This is a genomic window from Sediminibacillus dalangtanensis (assembly GCF_017792025.1).
GTDB lineage: Bacteria > Bacillota > Bacilli > Bacillales > Amphibacillaceae > Sediminibacillus > Sediminibacillus dalangtanensis.
Genome location: NZ_CP046956.1, coordinates 3,818,451 through 3,833,966 on the forward strand (window position 1 = coordinate 3,818,451; position 15,516 = coordinate 3,833,966).

Sequence of the window (15,516 nt, forward strand, 5' to 3'; positions counted from 1 at the left end):
TCAACCGATTAAGATTCCTACAATTTAGTTCGGGCTAAAATCGGCTGGAAAGTAGAGAATAAAGCATAGATCTTTGCTATACTTTTGCTAGAAGATTAAAAAAGCGTGGTGAACGTTATTGTTTAAAATCCTGCTGATCGAAGATGACACAACCTTGTTTCAGGAGATCAAAGACCGGCTCGGGCAGTGGTCGTACGATGTATATGGAATCGAAGATTATGAACGGGTAATGGAAACATTCACAGCTGTTCAGCCTGAATTAGTCATTATCGATATCCAACTCCCAAAATTTGATGGATTTCATTGGTGTCGGATGATCCGAGAGCACTCCAATGTTCCAATCATTTTCCTGTCTTCCCGTGACCATCCGACAGATATGGTCATGTCGATGAATCTCGGGGCAGATGACTTTGTCCAAAAGCCCTTTCACTTTGATGTATTGATTGCCAAAATCCAGGCAATTCTGCGCAGGGTATATAATTACAGTAATGATGTGAACGAACTGAAGACCTGGGCCGGAGCGACCATCGACCTGGAACGGAACCGTGTCAGCAATGAAACGGGAATGATCGAACTGACCAAAAATGAAATGTACATTTTAAAACTGTTGATCGAACGAAAAAACAAAATTGTCACCCGCGAAGAGTTGATCAATCGATTATGGGACGATCAGCGATTTGTCAGCGACAATACGTTAACCGTTAACATCAACAGACTGCGGAAGCGGCTCGGCGAGCTGGGACTTGGCGACATGATCGAAACCAAATTCGGCCAGGGTTACGTAGCGAAAGAGCAGGGAAGCCAATGATCGGAAGCTTCTTACGAGAACGATTAAGCTGGATTATCCTGTACTTGTTGATACAGCTGCTGGCCCTGCTGATTGGATATTTGGATGAAGCCATCCGCTTTTCATCGATCATTTACTTTGTGTTTCTTTCCCTTGTCGTCTTTGTCATTTTTCTAATCGTCCGGTATCAACGGGAAGCAAAGTTCTTCCAGGAGCTTGCCGACCGCGAATATGACCTGGACGTGACCAGCCTGCCGGAACCAAAATCGCCCTTCCAGCGGCTGATTATCGAGAGCATCGTGATTCCAATCGAACAATTGAAGAAAGATGCTTCAGCCAATCAACAGCTGCTGGAACAAGAAAAAGACGATTTGCTTTCCTGGATTCACGAGGTAAAAACACCGATGACGACCTTGCATTTGATTATTGACCGGATAAATGATCAACAATTGAAGTCACAGTTGAAGAATGAATGGCTGCGTATCCACTTGCTGCTGGATCAACAACTCCATCAAAAACGGATTCCTTTTATTGAAAACGATCTGTATATGGAAACAATAGAACTGGAGCCGCTTTTGTTCGGTGAAATAAATTCCCTCCGTTCTTGGTGCATGCAAAAGCGGATCGGCATCGATGTCGACCTCTCTGTTTCCACTGTCCTAAGCGATGCAAAATGGCTTTCCTTTATTATCCGCCAACTCCTGACAAATGCAATTAAATACAGTGAAGTCTCTTCCGAAATCATGGTCAAAAGCAGACAGAAGGACGGCCGGGATCAACTGCAGATCATCGACAACGGCAGAGGAATCGAAGCCAAAGATCTTCCCCGGATTTTTGACAAAGGCTTCACTTCTACGACGGAGCACCAGGACAATGCAGCAACCGGAATGGGATTATACCTTTCAAAAATGGCAGCGGACATCTTGAAAATGGACATCCGTGTGCAGTCAGAACCCGGTGCAGGAGCCATTTTCACGTTGACTTTCCCGGATCCGGACGAATTCGTGAAAATCCGAGGCATGTGACAAAAGTGTCACATGCTTTTGTTATTTTGTTAGAAGAATGAAAGGACTCCTGGAATCAGACATTATAAAATAAGACTATCAACGCATTGGAGGGTTACAAATGAATGTATTGGAAGCATCAAAAATCCATAAAAGCTATGGAAATAAATTCACCAAACAAGAAGTCTTGACAGGGATAGATATTAGCATCGCAGCGGGAGAGTTCGTCACCATCATGGGTGCGTCTGGTTCGGGGAAAACCACGCTGCTAAACGTGCTCTCGTCCATCGACCGTGTCAGCCATGGGACGATCAAGGTCAACGGAGAGGAAATCACCGGCAGGAAAGACAAGCAGCTGGCGGAATTCAGAAAGCATCACCTGGGATTTATTTTTCAGGAATACAATTTACTCGACACCTTGACGGTTAAAGAAAATATTCTTTTACCGTTATCCATTGCAAAGGTGTCCAAACAAGAGGCTACCAAGCGATTTAAAGGTGTAGCCGATGAATTGGGCATCGCCGATATCCAGGCCAAGTATCCAAATGAAATTTCCGGCGGACAAAAGCAGCGTACGTCTGCAGCCCGAGCCTTCATTCATGAACCAAGCATCATTTTTGCCGACGAACCGACCGGCGCACTCGATTCCAAGTCGGCATCCGACTTACTTTCGAAAATGAGCGACCTGAACGAAAAACGCAAGGCCACCATCGTCATGGTTACCCACGATCCTGTTGCAGCAAGCTACAGCAGCCGGGTCATTTTCATCAAAGACGGCAGCATTTATACGCAATTGAACAAAGGGGATCAGACAAGGCAAACCTTCCTGAAGGATATCATGAAAACCCAAGGCGTACTGGGCGGGATTCAATATGAACATTAATCAACTGATTGTCCGCAACCTGAAAAAGAATTTAAAAAACTACTACTTGTATGTCTTTGCATTGGTTTTCAGTGTGGCTCTCTATTTTGCCTTTGTCACCATGCAGTATGATCCGGCAATGGACGAGGCGAAATCAGGAATAAAAGGTGCCGCAGGAGTACGTGCGGCGTCCGTCTTGCTGGTGGCAATCGTCTCCGTGTTTCTATTGTATGCCAACAACTTATTTATCAAGCGGCGCAGCCAGGAAATAGGACTCTTTCAGTTAATCGGGATGACGAAAAACCGGATTTTCCGGATTCTCAGTGCGGAAAATCTGATGATTTATTTTGGATCACTGGCAATCGGAATCGCAGTAGGGTTTTCGGTCTCCAAGCTGATTACAATGGCTTTCTTCAAAGTAACCGGGATCGAAGCCGTAGCGAATCTTTATTTTTCATCGCAGGCACTCGTTCAAACCCTTATCGTGTTCAGTGCGATTTATCTGTTAATCATGTTGATGAATTATCTGTTTATCAGACGGCAGAGCATTCTTTCCTTATTCCGTGTCACTTCGCGTACCGAAGAAAAAGTGAAAAAAATATCAATTTGGGAGATTTTGATGGGTATTTTAGGACTTGGCTTGATCCTGACGGGTTATTATGTTTCTTCCAAATTGTTTGATGGGGACTTCAACTCCATAACCCAGTTGTATATGTTAATGCTTTTCATCTTGGGGTCGGTTATCATCGGTACGTACTTCTTTTACAAAGGATCCGTCCGATTCGTAGCCAATCTAATCCGGAAAAACAAAGACGGTTATCTGAACATCAACGAAGTGCTGTCCTTATCGTCGATCATGTTCCGTATGAAATCGAATGCCTTGCTTCTGACCATCATCACCACCGTCTCAGCACTTGCGATTGCTTTATTATCCTTGACTTACATTTCCTATTATTCGGCGGAAAAAACAGCAGAAACCATGTCACCGGACGACTTTTCTTTGATAAGTCAAGAAGCTGCCAAAAACTTCGGAGATAAACTAACCGAACATGGCATTGCCTATCAAACAACCGAGATCGAGGTGTTGACGGCCAACGTCGATATTACAGAAATTACCGATGCAAACTTGGAAGAATTTAATACAGACGGCGGAAAAATGACCGTACCTGTTATAAGCGATGCAAGTGTCGAAGGGGTTGATGTGACTGAAAATGAGACACTGTTTACCGGCTATAGTGACGCTCTTCAAAAAATGATCAACCTGGACGGGGAGGGCAACGTAAAGATTTATGGAAAAAATGAAGAAATACTACAACGCTATGCCGGACTTTCCAAGGAAAAAATAATATCCAACTACTTTACCGTAGGCGGTCTTCCTACTGCCATCGTTGATCGTACGACTTATGACCAATTGAAGCGTGATGTAGATCCAGCGTTACAGCAGGAAGCATCGACCTATATCGGCATCACTCTGACAGATGAAGACCAGGTTAAGGTAGCAAATGACATCTTCCAAAGTATGGAGATGAGTGAGGAATTCGGTAACTATTCCCTTTACCAATCGACACTTAACCAAAAACAAATCATGGGATTAACCATGTTCATTGTCGGATTCTTGGGACTGACCTTCCTTGTTACTTCCGGCTGCATCCTTTACTTCAAGCAAATGGGAGAAAGCGAAGAAGAAAAACCCAGCTATACCATTCTGCGCAAATTAGGCTTTACCCGGAAAGACTTAGAAAAGGGGATCCGTGGAAAACAAATATTCAACTTCGGAATTCCGCTAGTTGTCGGGCTGCTTCACAGCTACTTTGCCGTTCGATCCGGCTGGTTCTTTTTCGGCACCGAACTTTGGACACCGATGCTTATCGTGATGGGACTGTATACAGCGCTCTATTCGATATTCGGGTTCCTTTCTTTCCTTTATTACAAAAAAATTATTCATGAGTCTTTGTGAATACAAGCCCTGATTCCGTTGGTATCAGGGCTTTTTTCTTTAGGCTCTTTTCGTCGGTTTTGTTGCTTTTCACTTTTTACACTTTTGATAGAAATTGCGCACTAATGAAAATAACCTTTTATAAGGATCTCACTCGACCTAATGAAGTTGAGTGCTAGTCCAGCGTTGCGGAAACACTCCCCTTCCGGGGGCAGCACAGCCAGTACATCCAGTCAGAAGTAAAGCTTGCGGCATGGCCAAATGCTTTCGTGGCATAGGTGCGGAAAGAACCTGGTGCCGTGTCGTTTATCGTCATTTCTGCCAGGGCGTTGAATACAAAAAATATCGTAAGACCGGCTATCAGATAACCAATAAAAATGGACGGGCCCGCCGTTTTGATGGAAAGTCCTGTACCGAGAAAAAAAACCGCTCCGATGATGGATCCGACTCCGATCAAGGACAGCTGCCACCAATGTAAATTGCCCTTACCTTTTTCTATTTGCTTCTGTTGGCGATGCTTTACAGCTTGTTTTACCAAGTGATGATGCTTCAATCCGATTTCCTTCCGCAACCTGACTTTACCCTTATTATGTTCCAGTTGCAGCTTAAGCTATTACCCCTGCCTGTCACCTATCTTCTTTACGTGACGATAGTGGATGGAATAATTGCAAAGAAAGTAGCAAGGAGTCCTCTTTACTCTCCCCAAATGGTGGCTTGAATATCTTTCAACGTTTTCACCGAATGATCAAACTGGTTTTGTTCTTTTTCATCAAGTGCCAGCTCAACGACCTTTTTCACCCCTGTCCGGTTGATCACGGCCGGAACACCGATATAGACATCCTTCTGACCGAATTCCCCATCCAGCATGGCGCCAACCGGAAGGACGACATTTTCATTTTTCAAGATGGCTCTCGTAATTTTCGCCAATCCCATAGCGATTCCGTAAAAAGTCGCCCCTTTGGATTCGATGATTTTATAAGCTGCCTCCCGCACCTGGGTCGAAATCTCCTGTTTTCTTTCTTCCGTCAACTTAGGGGCTATCGGTGTGCCGGAGATATTCGCAGAACTCCAAACCGGAAGCTGAGAATCTCCGTGTTCCCCGATAATATAGCCGTGAACGCTCGTAGGGGCAGTTTCAAATTCTTCCCCAAGTAAATAACGGAATCTTGCCGAGTCCAAAATCGTTCCCGAGCCAATCACTCGTTCTTTTGGCAGGCCGGAATACTTTCTTGTTGCATAGGTTAAAATGTCTGCCGGATTGGTAGCCACCAGAAAAATGCCATTGAATCCGGAGTCCATTACATTGGTGACAATCGATTCAAAGATTTTCACATTTTTCGTTACCAAATCCAGTCTTGTTTCTCCCGGTTTTTGTGCTGCACCGGCACATATCACGACAAGTGCTGCATCGTGACAATCCTGGTAACTGCCGAACCTTATTTGCATCGAACTCGGTGCATAGACTATTCCATGATCCAAATCCATGACATCGCCTCTCGCTTTTTCTTCATTCAAGTCAACCAACACAAGCTCATCACAAATTCCTTGGTTCATCAGTGTATAAGCATAGCTGGATCCAACCGCTCCTGTACCGACCAATACAACTTTGCTGCCAGGTGTCAAATTCATCATCATGGTTTCCTCCCATTTCCCATTTCATCAGGATAAATTGTGATTCAGTTCACAATGAGACACAAAAATTTTTCACCTTATTTATTTTATTTTGTGAAACACTTCACAATTAAATTATAATATAACCTTTTGTGATTTGCAATGCTTCTTGAAAAAGCAGCAAAGGAACGACTGCCTCTATAGACATTTATTGGTTTCCTTGAAGTATACTCCAAGGTATATACTGTTTCCTAAGTACCTTTCCCATTTTCAAAGATAATCACACAATCAGATAGGATGTTTCCCATGCCAAAAACAATCAAACAAGTCGCGGAGCAATTAAATATTTCACTGATACCATCCGTTACTATGATAAAGCCGGCTTACTCCCTGATTTAGAGCGAGAAAAAACGGCTACCGTCGATTTTCTGAAAGGAACACTTACGCGTTGAAAATGATTTAATGTTTTCGTGCTACCGATATGAGCATCAGGGATCTCCAAAAATTTTTTTCCTTGGTACCGGTGATTCCCGGATTTCATTAGAACAGCGGGGGAAATCATACGTACAACAGGAAAACCTGCTAGAACAGCGCAATGAAATCGATAAGCGTTGGAGCTCGTTGATTATAAGATTGATCGCTATGAACAGATGCAGAAGAAATAATCTTAATACTAAAGCCACCAAGTGAGATACAAATCGTGTACCTGCTTGATGGCTATCTTTTCCTTATAATGTTTTACGAAACGGTGAAAGGAACTCCGGTATTTTCCTCACTCAACTTCCATAAGCGGCGGGCCGCATCAGGATCAACCGCCCACGGTCGGACACCTGTGGCTTTCTCACTGTCTTCCGGAACGACTTCTGCGATATCGACGTCTTCGCAGTAAACTCCGCCAAGCCCATCAAGCTGCGGGCTCACAGCACACCAGACAACGGTGGCGGCTCCCTGCTCAATGGTATGGAATTGCGGCGTCTCCTCCTTGGATCCGGATCCGTTCTTGCTGTTTTTCATTTGCTTCGGTCCAAACTCTTCCTCGGTTAAGTCCCTACCCAAGTCAGTGCTCGGAATCAACCCAGGATGTACCGAAAAGGCACGGACATGGTGGGCCTTTCCTCGTTCGTCCAATTCCAGGGCGAATAAACTGTTCGCTGTTTTCGACTGTGCGTATGCTTTCCACTTATCGTACGCATGATGCTCATAATGAGGGTCCTCAAAGTCAATGTTTCCCAGCCGATGCCCACGCGATGAGACCGCCACAACTCTGGCGCCATCCGCTTGCTTTAAAGCTGGCCACAGACGGGCAGTCAGTTGAAAATGACCAAGATGGTTGGTTGCGAATTGGGATTCATAGCCCCGCTCATCTCGCCTTAATGGTGGCGCCATGATCCCTGCACTGTTGATGAGCATATCCAATGGACGTTTTGAGGCAAGGAAATCCTCTGCGAATTTGTCGATAGAGGCAGGATCAAGTAAATCCATGGTATTTAACTCCACATTGGGAAGACCTTTCAGCGCTTCCTCCCCTTTTTCCACATTCCGGACAGGGACAACCACAGTTGCTCCGGCGTTCGTCAACACCCTGGTAGTTTCCAGGCCGATGCCTGAATAACCGCCCGTTACAATGGCTGTTTTCCCTGATAAATCCATATCTCCTATCACTTCTGAAGCAGTTGCATAAGGATCGAAACCGGACCCAATCGGTTTTTGATCAGGATGTATATTCACTGCTGCAACACTCCTTTCGTTTAGTAGTGAATGCGTGGAACCAAAGTGGTCTTTCTACCAGCTTTTGTACCACATTTCACTATGTAACCTACTATAAACCTCGGAGTGGACTTCAAGGCAAGCATGATGCTCTGCCTATATGGAAAGATCCACAGTCGAAAAGGATAAATGATCGGACACCTTTACATCCTCCCGTTCATTTCCACCCGACAGACGCTCTACAAAACGGTTCCAATCACCGATATAATCGCTAGTGTTCCAAGTATTATGGTAAGGGTGATACCGGGAAAGGCTGTCGGTTTGATCATTCTGTGTCTTATCGGCATAGGATTGCATAGCGGTTTTCACAGCTTGCTTAAATGCAGCATTGAAGTCGTTTTCTCCTAAACTTCCCGCCATGCTGCTGACAATCTCGGAAACAAGTTGTTTATCCCACTCAACGGCATACGATTCCTTATCCCTTGTGAACGGATCATTTCTCCTGTTGATTATATAATCCTCCGCTTTTTGGTTTTGCTTTTCAATAAAGGCATCGAATGCCGTTCCCAGCTTTGCCTTTACGCTGTCACTGATATCGTAGGTATCGGTAAGCAGCGAAAACTTCATGGCAGTCAAACCAAGTTCGACGCCGAATTCTTCTTCCGATTTATGCTTGTTGTACCCAAGCTGCCGGGAGTTATACCCAACGTTCCGTGTCTCCTTAGCCAATATGCCGACCGCGGCTAAGTCCTCCATCACCATACCCTTTGTTTTCCTTATCTTTTCCCTCGACTTTTTCCTTTGTATATGCATGCTGCAGTTGTTCCGCCATAAATTGGTTATCGGCTAGCAGCCACTCATCCGCGGTTCCCCTGATCCCTGCAAAATCCTCATTCTGCTCCACAAATGTTTGATACTGCTCTTTTCTTTGCTGGAATTGTGATAAAACACTATCTTTTAACGCTGTTTGTTCACCACTGACTCCATTATTCTCGAGGAACCCCCCAACGATGGTGGAAAATGATTCTGCATATTCTTCGATTTGCGTACCAATGATAGCTTCAAGCTTTTGAAGCTGGTCTGCCTGCTTCTCACCCGAGTAGCTCTGTTTTATCTGTTGGGCAAACTGAACATATTGTGATGCCAGATAGTCAAGATCGTTCGCAATGTTATCGGTGGACGATACACTTGCATTCCGATTGGTGAGCTGTAACTCCAAAGATGCCCAGTTTATATCCATGCCTTCCAAATCACTTTCGCGCATTGCCAATACTTCCTCCCGGCTATATCCCTGCTTATCGAAAGAAATCGTGCCATCTCCCTTTTTAGATAGGTTCACCAGCACAGGAGACATCATCCGTCGGAGTGCCTCCTCCTTATGAGCATTTATAGAAGCAGGTTTCTCTGCTGCTGGTAATGTTTTATTCCAATCGCTTTTGTTTAGAAAACTCGTATTGAACGGTTGGAACTGGCTGCGCTCACCATAGTGTCCCTTTACACTTAAATCGACTTTCATGTAAAAGCACCCCTTTTGTCGGTTACGTTCTCTTTCTCTATATATCGGTAAGTTGTTGGAAATTTTTAATAATTATTGGAAAAAGGCATTCGAATGCGTTAATAAATCTTCACCTGATTTCGTCCTTCTCCTTTTGCGGCATAGAGCGCTTTATCCGCTTTATTCAAAACTAAGTTCAGGGTCTCTTCCGGTACTTTCTCCGCCTCCGCAACCCCGCAGCTTAAGGTGACAGAAACCATTCCCTCAGTTGTCTGGAGCGCATGAGTCTCCACACTCGTGCGCAGTTGTTCAGCCAGCTCCCAGCCCTCCCGTGCATTCTTTCCTGCCATCCCCAGCACAAATTCTTCCCCGCCGTAACGGGCAAAAAGAATGTTTTCCTGTAATTGGTCCTGGCAGATCTTTGCCACATGGATAAGCAATTGATCCCCGATATGGTGTCCATATGTATCGTTCACATTTTTGAAGAAATCTACATCCATCAAGATCACGGTAAGTGGCAAAGCGTTATTTTTTGCTTCACTGAATGCTTCCTCGCACTTTTGGAAAAACGCTCGTCGGTTATATAGTTGGGTAAGTTCATCATAGTAGGCTAAATTCTCTAACCGTAGCTGAAGCCTTTTTATTTCCGTGATGTCGGTAAAAATAATCAATAGACCCTTCGCTTGCTGGAGTGGAGCTGTCCGAACCTGATAGGTACGCCTTGCATCATCAACCGTTAATAGGACCTCTCTTTGGAAATCCACTGGTTCTATTTTGGAAGGAAGCGGTGCTCCTGAAAGAATCGGCCACACCTGTTTAAATTCCACTCCGAACAAATTTTTACTCAATTTCGGCAACATTTTCTTCACCGCCTGGTTAAACTCAATTAATCGGAAGGATTCATCCAAAACGATTACGCCGTCGTTGATACTATGAAAGATCGCATCCTTGGCAATCGGCATGAGGGTGAACAAACGGGACGAATTGATCGCCCACAAGTACAAAAGAGAAGAAAGCCATAACACCATCGGAACAGGATCAATACCCGAAGGCGTGAAGCCGGTTAAATAGACAAAAGCAGTAACCATGGGTACGAGTTGACCGCACATGACCGCAAATAGTTGTGATCGATAGACTCTCGACGTCTCCTTCCAACGGGATAGCACGAGTAAAAAAGCAACAAACATACAAGCGAAGGTGAAAATACCGTGAATCATATACCATACGCCGATTTCCTGGTGGACATAAGGTACTCCCAGCACGGGGTCGATTTCAAAAATTCGGTAATGGAGATGGTGGAAATCATTGGTGGCAACCATCAGGAAACTCATAAAGGGGAGAATCAGAAGCGCTACCAAACTCTTTTTCGTAATTTTCATCCCTAGGTATTTCATGACAAACAGCAATCCTAAAAGCGGAGAAAATGGCAGCCCAACGTATTGAACGGCTGTCCAAAATTTCATTTCCCAAAGGCTTGTTGCCATCAGGCCGAAAGCATATGCAAAGCAGTAAACGGTTATCGAGGCGGTATAAAGAATGAAATAGTTGGCAATATCCCGGTAATTGTGGCGCTTTTTAAACACATAGAAGCATAGATACAGATTAAGTACACCAGAGGTGCAAACTAGCGTTATAAAGGCAGTTAATGGAGAATGCACGATTTACCGAACCTCTTTTTAATAGGTATTTTTACTTTAATGTAGCATAAATCGTTTTCTTTTTGTGGGGTTTCTTAGGAGATTTCATGATGACCAAGTGAATGAAGAGCTTTTTTACCGGGGCTGAAATTGACTACTCAGATTTCATGGGATTTGCTACCCTCTTTCTGATGTTAAATGGTCTTATCAGTTCTATGGATACCAATAGGACGACCAGGAACATGACCGTTCCATGGAAATAGCTATGATCAAAGAGATTTAACCATGCTACGAGACTAGATATAAAAAGTGATAGGAAAAGCGATCGTTTCTTCAAAACTTATCCACGCCCCTTTCACTTTTTCAAAATGGATAGTTACACAGTTTGAAAAGGAAGTATAAATGAACCAATTAGCCATTTATACTTCCTAAAAATATTACTTGCTACGGGTATACGCAGCGTCTGCCAACCCAAGCGCCCGTCCCGTAGAAGTCTGTATCTCACGGATCAGCTCCGGTTTTTCCAAAAGGGCTTCGCCGTACGACGGAATCATTTCTTTAATTTTCGGTTCCCATTCCTTCAAATACTGCGGGAAGCATCTTTCAATGACCTCAAGCATGACGGATACAGCAGTTGAGGCACCTGGAGATGCACCTAGCAAGGCGGCGATGGATCCATCAGCAGCACTTACTACCTCCGTACCGAACTGCAGCGTTCCTTTGCCGCCATTTTCGGTGTCCTTGATAACTTGGACACGCTGGCCGGCCACAACCAAATCCCAATCCTTGCTGTCCGCATTCGGAATAAACTCCCGCAGTTCTTCCATCCGCTTTTCTTTGGATAATATCACTTGCTCGATTAAATACTTTGTCAACGAAGCATTTTTCACACCTGCTGCGACCATCGTAGCCAGATTATCCTGCTTAACGGATGTCACCAGATCAAGCAGCGAGCCGGTTTTCAAAAACTTGGGCGAGAATCCGGCAAACGGACCGAACAGCAACGATTTTTTGTTATCGATAAACCGTGTGTCAAGGTGCGGCACGGACATCGGCGGAGCACCCACCTTCGCTTTACCGTAAACCTTAGCGTGGTGCTGTTCGATGACTTCTGGATTATTACACACCATAAAGAGACCGCTGACCGGAAAACCACCGATATGCTTTGATTCCGGTATGCCCGTTTTTTGCAGGAGATGCAGGCTCCCGCCTCCACCGCCGATAAAGACAAAGTTTGCCGTGTGATATTCTATTTTTTCATTTTCCATATCTTGTACTTTTACTTCCCAATCGCCTTCGCTTGTTTGCTTAATGTCTTCTACACTATGCTTATAGTTTACTTCGAGTCCTTTGCTTTCCAGATGATTGAACATTTTCCGAGTCAAAGTGCCAAAATTGACATCTGTTCCCGTATCGATTTTCGTGGCAGCGATCGGCTCCTCCATCGTCCGCTCTTCCATAATAAGCGGAATCCATTTTTTGAGTTGTTCTGGATCATCTGAAAATTCCATGCCTTCAAACAAAGGATTATCCGCCATTGTTTTAAAACGCTTTCTTAAAAATTCTACGTTTCGTTCCCCCTGGACAAGACTCATATGAGGCAAAGACATGATGAATTCCTGAGGATTTTCAATGCGTTTGTTGTTGACAAGGTAAGACCAAAATTGTCTGGATACCTGAAATTGTTCATTCACTTTAATGGCTTTGGAAATGTCGATTGATCCGTCTGGTTTCTCGTGTGTGTAGTTCAGCTCACATAATGCAGAGTGTCCTGTTCCGGCATTGTTCCACACATTCGAGCTTTCCTCTCCTGCGCTATCAAGCTTTTCAAATACACGAATGTTCCATTCCGGCACTAATTCTTTCAGCAACGTTCCAAGCGTTGCACTCATGATTCCTGCACCAATTAAGATAACGTCTGCTTTCGTATATGATTTGCTCATTTTACCTTCAAACTCCCTAACGTTTGCTAAAGATGTAGGTACTTCTGCGAAGGCGTTTACAACAGCAAGGTTAGATTCGACAAAGTTCTACATCTTTTCCAAATATTTTTATCTCCTCTCTAGTTTATCACTATTATCAAAAGATTAAAATATCTATTGCCCATAGAAGGGATTTTGAGATGGGAAGAAAAAGTGATTAAGAGAAGTTGATAAAAAAAGGAAGGGACTGATATGGCGGCCCCTTCCTTCTTCCTATACTTTAGCTCTAGCGCGATGTCGGCAATGGAGCATTCGTTGAAATAAAGCCTTCTTGCTTCAATTCGTCCCAGAACTCCTTCGGGATGTCCCGCTGGATCATCTCGATGTCCTCTTGGATTCTTCCTGGATGAGTTGAGCCAGGAATCACAGCTTTGACTGCTGGATGGGCAGTCGAAAATTGAAGTGCCGCCGCTTTTAATGGGACATCGTATTTCTCGCCGATTTTATTTAACTGGTTTACGTGGTCCAAAATTTCAGGGCCTGCTTTTTCGTAGTTATAATGGTCACCGCCAAGCAATACTCCAGAATTGTACGGACTTCCGACCACAATATCGATGCCTTTCTTTTCAGCGGTCGGCATCATCCGCTGCAAGGCATGCTCGTGCTGCAGAAGAGTGTACTGTGTAGCCGAAAGACAAACATCCGGCTGGGTTTCCTCCAGCATCATCGCCAATTCGATCGGTTCAGTCGCATTGACGCCAAGCCCCCAAGACCGAATAACGCCTTCTTCCCGAAGCTGTGTCAGCACACGGAAGGCGCCTTTTCTGGCCTCTTCAAACTTCGCAGTCCACTCTTCCCCATGAAAGTCAGGCGAAACATCGTGAACAAATACCATATCCAACCGATCTGTATTTAACCGTTCCAGGCTCTGCTCGATCGACCGCTTCGTCGCATCCTCGGTATAGTCGGTGACGACTTTATTGTCACGGGCATACTGGAACAATCCTTCTTTGTCTTCTTTCTCATCAAGAACATAGCGCCCGACTTTAGTGCTTATCACATAATCATCCCGATTATAGTCGGACAATACTTCACCGACACGCATCTCCGCCAGGCCTGCACCATAGAAAGGAGCTGTATCAAAGTAACGTACTCCTTGATCCCAAGCTGTTTGAATCGTTGTTTGCGCTTCCTCTTCCGGAACCTCCCGGAACATATTGCCTAATGGAGCCGTACCCATCCCTATTTTATGATGTAATGCTTCTTCTAGAGATTTCATTTATGCTGTTCCTCCTTTGTTCAAATCATTTTATTTCATTGTATAACCATCGGAAGGAAGATTAAAACAATTGATATACACCATTACCGTTCTGTACAGTTAGTTTTTAATAGGGTTCACTTCACGTGTAATTCTACTTCTAAATAACACACCTAAACACATGGTGTTTAACACCAAAAATACCAAACAAATAGCAAACAAAAAACGCTTGGATTTTAATTTACCCAAGCGTTTTTTGTTGTCTTATTAAACTAAGCCTCCTTTTATTTAGTAACCTAGCTATACTTATGGGATATTTCAGTATGTTATCGTTGATTAAAAAACATAATCGCTCGAACCGTAGGGTAAATGACTAAGCTTATAGAAAAGCAGATAACAAGAGGTATATTTTTTAATTCCGCAAGCATTCCGGTTCCTTCAGTTATAAACAAGATTAATCCCAAACAGACCACTAAAATCAAGTAACTTAACCCTGATGCCTTTTTAGATAAATAAGCTTCCCTTTCATCCTGATCTTCTATTCCTGTTCTACCATTAGCTATATAATTAAACAAAAATGCAATAATTAAGGAAAAGAAGATTATTGTATCAAGTCTTAATTCACCTTTAATAAACCATTTATATAAACCAAAAGAAGTAATGGCAATTAGAGCCACAATACATATTGTGTAGACAATATTTCTATTTTTCATAATAACACCTCCAACCCTTTCGTTTTGTCTTTTCCTCATTCTCAAACATAAACAACTAATCAACCAATGTTCGAAGTTAGTGCTTAATTGCTAAAGATATGTTGAATTGTATTTTTTATTTTATAGCATTAATTGTTTTGGCGTGTAACTTTACACTGACTAGCAAGTTCCTCCTACGACCTTCATGGATTTTCTACTCTTTTTTGTATTATTCAATTTCTATTCACCTTTAACATTTAATAATGTATAAAACATTTCACATTTCCAATTATAAGGAAATTCACAAAATTATCAAATCCTCTTTCCATTCTATTGTTGGTTGAATAACCATCCATCAGAATATGTTCATTAACTTTTTGCACATAATTAAGACCATACTTATAAGATTGTAGGAAAGAAGGATACCTTTGGGAAAAAGGAACCGATAAGATAATAATTTTAGACTCCGGGACTTTCTTTAAGAATGCGGTGATATAGTGTCAATATGCCTTCTGCGCTAAAATTTCAACCAGCTGGTATTTGGAAAATACTTGTTTATATGGAGGAAAAGTATGTTGAAAGTATCGTAGTAAATGTGGAATTAG

The 15,516-nt window shown here is 43.4% G+C and carries 12 protein-coding genes and 1 pseudogene; 4 read left to right on the forward strand and 9 right to left on the reverse strand.

From position 1 onward, the window contains the following. Window positions 1-118: 118 nt before the first annotated feature. The 4 genes from ERJ70_RS18590 to ERJ70_RS18605 all read left to right on the forward strand — a co-directional run bounded on the left by ERJ70_RS18590 (window position 119) and on the right by ERJ70_RS18605 (window position 4,610). A complete protein-coding gene (locus tag ERJ70_RS18590) occupies window positions 119-808 on the forward strand; it encodes a response regulator transcription factor (RefSeq protein WP_209366220.1) in 690 nt (229 codons plus the stop codon). Further along, window positions 805-1,812: a sensor histidine kinase gene (locus ERJ70_RS18595; protein ID WP_209366221.1), complete on the forward strand. Its 1,008-nt coding sequence runs from the start codon at window positions 805-807 to the stop codon at window positions 1,810-1,812. The genes ERJ70_RS18590 and ERJ70_RS18595 overlap by 4 nt, the downstream gene beginning before the upstream one ends. 100 nt (window positions 1,813-1,912) lie before the next feature. Beyond that, window positions 1,913-2,674: an ABC transporter ATP-binding protein gene (locus ERJ70_RS18600; protein ID WP_209366222.1), complete on the forward strand. Its 762-nt coding sequence runs from the start codon at window positions 1,913-1,915 to the stop codon at window positions 2,672-2,674. Next, window positions 2,664-4,610 carry an ABC transporter permease gene (locus ERJ70_RS18605; protein WP_209366223.1) on the forward strand — a complete coding sequence of 649 codons (1,947 nt, stop codon included), beginning with the start codon at window positions 2,664-2,666 and terminating at the stop codon, window positions 4,608-4,610. The genes ERJ70_RS18600 and ERJ70_RS18605 overlap by 11 nt, the downstream gene beginning before the upstream one ends. A 154-nt stretch (window positions 4,611-4,764) precedes the next feature. On the opposite strand, the gene ERJ70_RS18610 is transcribed toward ERJ70_RS18605, so the two are convergent. The 9 genes and pseudogenes from ERJ70_RS18610 to ERJ70_RS18650 all read right to left on the reverse strand — a co-directional run bounded on the left by ERJ70_RS18610 (window position 4,765) and on the right by ERJ70_RS18650 (window position 14,932). Further along, window positions 4,765-5,160: a hypothetical protein gene (locus ERJ70_RS18610; protein WP_245208062.1), complete on the reverse strand. Its 396-nt coding sequence runs from the start codon at window positions 5,158-5,160 to the stop codon at window positions 4,765-4,767. A 122-nt stretch (window positions 5,161-5,282) separates the two neighbouring features. Next, window positions 5,283-6,218 carry an L-lactate dehydrogenase gene (locus ERJ70_RS18615; RefSeq protein ID WP_209369548.1) on the reverse strand — a complete coding sequence of 312 codons (936 nt, stop codon included), beginning with the start codon at window positions 6,216-6,218 and terminating at the stop codon, window positions 5,283-5,285. Window positions 6,219-6,938: 720 nt separating this feature from the next. Continuing rightward, on the reverse strand, window positions 6,939-7,928 hold the full coding sequence (locus tag ERJ70_RS18620; RefSeq protein ID WP_209366224.1) for an oxidoreductase: 990 nt from the start codon (window positions 7,926-7,928) through the stop codon (window positions 6,939-6,941). A gap of 135 nt (window positions 7,929-8,063) precedes the next feature. After that, complete coding sequence (locus tag ERJ70_RS18625) at window positions 8,064-8,663, reverse strand: hypothetical protein (protein ID WP_209366225.1); 600 nt, start codon at window positions 8,661-8,663, stop codon at window positions 8,064-8,066. After that, on the reverse strand, window positions 8,629-9,423 hold the full coding sequence (locus ERJ70_RS18630; protein WP_209366226.1) for a hypothetical protein: 795 nt from the start codon (window positions 9,421-9,423) through the stop codon (window positions 8,629-8,631). Before ERJ70_RS18630 ends, ERJ70_RS18625 begins: the two co-directional genes overlap by 35 nt. A 98-nt stretch (window positions 9,424-9,521) precedes the next feature. Next, window positions 9,522-11,060, reverse strand: a complete 1,539-nt coding sequence (locus ERJ70_RS18635) for a histidine kinase N-terminal 7TM domain-containing diguanylate cyclase (RefSeq protein WP_209366227.1) — start codon at window positions 11,058-11,060, stop codon at window positions 9,522-9,524. A gap of 416 nt (window positions 11,061-11,476) precedes the next feature. Beyond that, window positions 11,477-12,994, reverse strand: a pseudogene (locus ERJ70_RS18640) (malate:quinone oxidoreductase); the annotation flags it as partial. Window positions 12,995-13,247: 253 nt separating this feature from the next. Beyond that, the gene (locus ERJ70_RS18645; RefSeq protein WP_209366229.1) at window positions 13,248-14,240 is read right to left on the reverse strand and encodes an aldo/keto reductase; all 993 of its coding nucleotides are present in this window, start codon (window positions 14,238-14,240) and stop codon (window positions 13,248-13,250) included. Window positions 14,241-14,545: 305 nt separating this feature from the next. Then, window positions 14,546-14,932, reverse strand: coding sequence for a hypothetical protein (locus ERJ70_RS18650; protein ID WP_209366230.1), 387 nt, complete (start codon window positions 14,930-14,932; stop codon window positions 14,546-14,548). Window positions 14,933-15,516: the final 584 nt, after the last annotated feature.

Coding starts and splice junctions, on each gene's coding strand:
- ERJ70_RS18595 (WP_209366221.1), top strand. CDS start 805: ATGATCGGAAGCTTCTTACGAGAACGATTAAGCTGGATTATCCTGTAC.
- ERJ70_RS18615 (WP_209369548.1), bottom strand. CDS start 6,218: ATGAATTTGACACCTGGCAGCAAAGTTGTATTGGTCGGTACAGGAGCG.
- ERJ70_RS18645 (WP_209366229.1), bottom strand. CDS start 14,240: ATGAAATCTCTAGAAGAAGCATTACATCATAAAATAGGGATGGGTACG.
- ERJ70_RS18650 (WP_209366230.1), bottom strand. CDS start 14,932: ATGAAAAATAGAAATATTGTCTACACAATATGTATTGTGGCTCTAATT.
- ERJ70_RS18625 (WP_209366225.1), bottom strand. CDS start 8,663: ATGGAGGACTTAGCCGCGGTCGGCATATTGGCTAAGGAGACACGGAAC.
- ERJ70_RS18605 (WP_209366223.1), top strand. CDS start 2,664: ATGAACATTAATCAACTGATTGTCCGCAACCTGAAAAAGAATTTAAAA.
- ERJ70_RS18630 (WP_209366226.1), bottom strand. CDS start 9,423: ATGAAAGTCGATTTAAGTGTAAAGGGACACTATGGTGAGCGCAGCCAG.
- ERJ70_RS18600 (WP_209366222.1), top strand. CDS start 1,913: ATGAATGTATTGGAAGCATCAAAAATCCATAAAAGCTATGGAAATAAA.